The following is a 4,091-nucleotide window of genomic DNA, read 5'->3' on the forward strand; positions in this document are numbered from 1 at the left end:
CAGAAGAACCGACCCGCTGCTCATAGACTATACCTATAACTAAAGCCATAAATCAAATGCTTTATATACTTTTGGATCTCTGGCTCTAGGCATTCCATATAACGTTACACCCTAATAAAAAGCACCTCAATGCTTTTTTACTTTATTCCTAACTGCTGTTTTGCAGCCTCAGTTGCCAGTCCTCCTAAAATGTTTACCATTAAGCCTTTTATTTCCGGACCAACTTTAGCAGCAACCTGTTTTATTCTTAATACTCCAACTTGTGTTCTTGGAGAATCACTCGAAATATCGTACAGACTCTTTGTTAACATTTCCTTTTCTTCTTCCGAGAATCCTCCTTGGATTTCTATCAGTTCAATAAATGCATTAATGCTATTCTCGACCCATGGAAAAGCTTCACCACATTCATAACAATAGGAAGGGGGGGCATATGGAGTGAAATCTACTACTTCACATTCATAATATCCCCTTATTTTGCTTTGACAATTTTTACATTGAGAAACTGTGCTCTCCCCACACCGAGTGCAAAATTTCTGAAAATCCTCGGGATAATCCTCTATATTACTGGAAATAGGATGACCATTAGTACATACTAACGCGGTTTTATAGTAACCCAAAATACCACCATCTTTCTTCTAATAACATTTCAAAAAAAGAAGACGTTACCGACAAAACAATTAAATAAAACGCTCTCCGCACGATGCTCCATCATTAATTAAGTTTCTTGAAAAAAGCTTGAATCAATTCAATGTAGGTACCGTTCCAGGATCTGTTTGAATCATCCAAACTATTAAATATTATTAATTCTCCATTCTCAAACTGAAGACTTAGCAGTACTCCTTCTTGAGTAAACTCTGGAATAGTCAATGACGATTCTTTAACCGTAGAGTCAAAACTACGAATATAATAAGTCTTTTCTCTTTCAAAATGAACAATAACAATTTTATTTTCTAGTAAAAAAATAAATTCCTTATGCTCATTGTTATTAAATACATTTTTCGGATAAAACCCCGTAATAGCTTCTGGTTGATATAGTCTTCAACTACTTCTAAAACCCTTTTATAAAACCTGTTTTTCTCTTCAAATGCTCTTCTTCTTAAATCTTCTTTGAAATTACTATAAGTATATGACATGTTTACACCTCCCTTCATCTTCTACTTTGACAAAAGGAGATATTTCCCTGCAATTTTTTACGTTTTTTACCTTTTGCATGTCTCGTCGTCCACCTTGTTATAGAATTTTTTAAGGGGAAGGTTCTTAAAAAAATAGAAAAATAATTTTTATTTCCCTTGAATGATTTACTATTTTTTTCATGTTTTTTATAATTGTATTATTACTATATAAATTTTAGAGAGTCTACTTAATTTGTAATGAATATATACTTTAGGGGGGCCATTTTCCCGGTTGGGGCACTAGCAGTTTTGTATTCACTTCTTTTAGTCTTACAGATTCTATTTATAGCTAAAAAACATCTGGAGGTGGCTGATATGAATAAATACGGATGTACTTTTGAATGTTTAGCTATTTTCTCAGGTCAACTAACTAGTATGATTGGGTCAGCCCTTGTGACCGCTGCTATGTCCCCCTAAGGTATATATAGTATAATCACCTTTTAACGAAACGCAGAGGGACGTAACTTTTGCTTCCAAAAACAATTACGAAAAAGGAGCAAAAGGTACGGTACGTCCCCTTGCTCCCTAAGGCAACCACATTCTGAGTCTTCTCAAATGTCCTTTCGCTAAAAAGTCAGATTGCACACCCATTTTCCTTTCACCTGATGCATTAAAACGTTCTGTACTCCAAATCAAAAACAATCCCTTTTTTGCCCTAGTGATTCCTACATAATGGAGATTTATGTCCTGTGTTTGATCGTTCTGTGGATTAGGAAGTATATAATTATATAAATCCAAATGAAATACAATATCAAACTCTAACCCTTTAGACTTATGTAGAGTCATAATTTGTATCTCATCCTTTTTGGCAGGGAGATATGAATTTATATGTTCATTATTGTTTAATACATCATTTAATAACATTTTCGATTTTTCTTTTTCCCCGTTAGGTATTATAACTTTAGCAAGCTTAATCAACTCTTGTTCATAGTTTGAGATGTCGTAAGGGTTAGATTCCAAATTTGTCGATAACTCTTGTAGTTGTTCTAATATATATTTAGCATTTCTCTTATCCAAATTTAAATCTAGATATTTCTGTACCATATCAAACTTATTAATATTCTTATCAAATAATATAAGTAGCAATTCTTTAAATAATTGACTCCAGAGATTTGAGTCATTATCAAGTGGAGTATTATTGAAAAACTTATGTTTTATTTTTAAGTTCTCGTCAATAATATTTCCTGTTACCTTCCCTCGAACCAGTATAGCTGCTCGATTATTATCTACTATACCTAACTTCTTTAAGATTTTAGGTGCGTATTGGTCTAACCAAAGTGCAATTTCTTTTTGTGTTCCAATAACCTTTTTTTCATACACCCTAATTTTATCCTCAACAGGAAGAAGATTAGCTGTTGAGCTTAGGAATGAGGATGAGTAATTAATAATTGAGCTATGACAGCGATGGTTCTTGCAATTACTACACAATTTTCTTCTTCATTAATAATTGCTAATTGTTCCTTAGTCGGTTCCACTTTGTGCCTCCACTAATTCAACACATTTCAGCAAAGGTTTTGCCAATGTATGGTTTTTAGAACTGATAAATCTGTGTTAGGATCATTGATAAAGTTAAACATAAACGTTGCTTTCTTCTTTTGCATCTCCTTGATTATTTCTGGGTCTGCATTTTCCTCAAAAAGTAAACCGAAATATTTCTCCAGTTGTCCGGAAACTGGCGAATCTCTTAAATCGTGTTCAAGATCCTTTTCAGCCAAAAACATAGAGAGCTGTTCCAATTCTTGACGTAGTTTAACTGTTAATTCTTTAATATCTTGGGTTACATCCAATGGGACATCTGTCAGGGCGTTTTCTTGGGTGAGTAAGTCTTCCATTCCCTCTTCTTCCTCATAAAAAGTCTTATAAATTTTTATACATCTTTTAATTCCAGCAAACCAGTATTTATCCTTTTTCGGTAACTTAAAAAAGTCATTATCTGTTCGCACAACAAAATCAATCTCTAAATTTGATAGAACATCAATATAATAATCAAAACCTACTCCATCAACCATCAAAATACTGATATTCATTCGATCTAAGTCAATTTCTATCGATTCTGCTAATGCCTTATAAAAAAGTAATTCTGATTGCCCTTCAACTAGTAATACAACATTGGAGAAAAACGCTTCTGCAGGAATAATACTCATTCTATGGCCAAATTTAACAAAGGAATCATTAATTAAAGAATGGCATCCATCTAAAGCAGCTTTAGTTTTCAGGTCCTTATTATATAATCTAATTATAGAATCAGGCGGAAACTCTTCGGCTATTTGAGGTGAATGAGTCGTCAAAATAACTTGACTATTAATATTATTGGAGAGATATCCAGCTAATTTCCTTTGTTGATGTGGATGTAAATGCGCCTCTGGTTCTTCAATACAATAAAACGTCACTTCTAACAAATGATCTTTATTAACTTCATTGCGATTAGCCCATAATGCAATAAATAATTGATTACTTCTTCCATCTCCGCTTATTGAAAGGTTTTTATCTCTTACCTTTGACACTAAATTTAAATTATCGACAAAATGCGAGGAATCCCAAGCTCCTACATCGAATTCTATCTTTTGCGAAAGATGGTGAAACGATAAACCTTTTAATTCGTCATTAATATTTCCCATTGCTTTTTTCACATAGTTAAGGTTACTCACTCTTTTGTTGATGATATCGAGTGATTTATCAATCTTATCTAGATATTTTTCATCATAAACTGTTTCCTCAGGTGTTCTATTCTTTTTTATATCGACCAACAAATTCTTCCGTTCTCTCTTTATGAAGGAGTTCAAGTCCCTAGTACTGGCTAGATACTTTAAATTTAAAGTTTTTAAATAATATCTTCCTTTGATTTCTTCTAAATCTTTTGGACTGATACCCGCTTCGAAATGGTATTGTTTTTCTCCAGTCACTGAATCCTTATATGCT

The 4,091-nt window shown here is 33.0% G+C and carries 5 protein-coding genes; all 5 read right to left on the bottom strand.

What is annotated here, in order from left to right:
* Positions 1-137: 137 nt before the first annotated feature.
* Positions 138-617, bottom strand: coding sequence for a DUF2321 domain-containing protein (locus JCM21738_RS21070; protein ID WP_023626043.1), 480 nt, complete (start codon positions 615-617; stop codon positions 138-140).
* Between the two features lie 94 nt (positions 618-711).
* A complete protein-coding gene (locus tag JCM21738_RS27605; RefSeq protein ID WP_148296168.1) occupies positions 712-1,017 on the bottom strand; it encodes a DUF3908 family protein in 306 nt (101 codons plus the stop codon).
* Positions 951-1,133, bottom strand: a complete 183-nt coding sequence (locus JCM21738_RS21075; protein WP_035210159.1) for a hypothetical protein — start codon at positions 1,131-1,133, stop codon at positions 951-953. The genes JCM21738_RS27605 and JCM21738_RS21075 overlap by 67 nt, the downstream gene beginning before the upstream one ends.
* A 564-nt stretch (positions 1,134-1,697) precedes the next feature.
* Positions 1,698-2,492, bottom strand: coding sequence for a 3'-5' exonuclease (locus JCM21738_RS21080; RefSeq protein ID WP_023626046.1), 795 nt, complete (start codon positions 2,490-2,492; stop codon positions 1,698-1,700).
* Positions 2,493-2,674: 182 nt separating this feature from the next.
* The coding region (locus JCM21738_RS21085; protein ID WP_035210161.1) for an ATP-dependent nuclease at positions 2,675-4,091 on the bottom strand (1,417 nt) is incomplete at its 5' end.

The sequence above is a fragment of the Mesobacillus boroniphilus JCM 21738 genome, assembly GCF_000517385.1.
Taxonomy (GTDB): domain Bacteria; phylum Bacillota; class Bacilli; order Bacillales; family Cytobacillaceae; genus Mesobacillus; species Mesobacillus boroniphilus.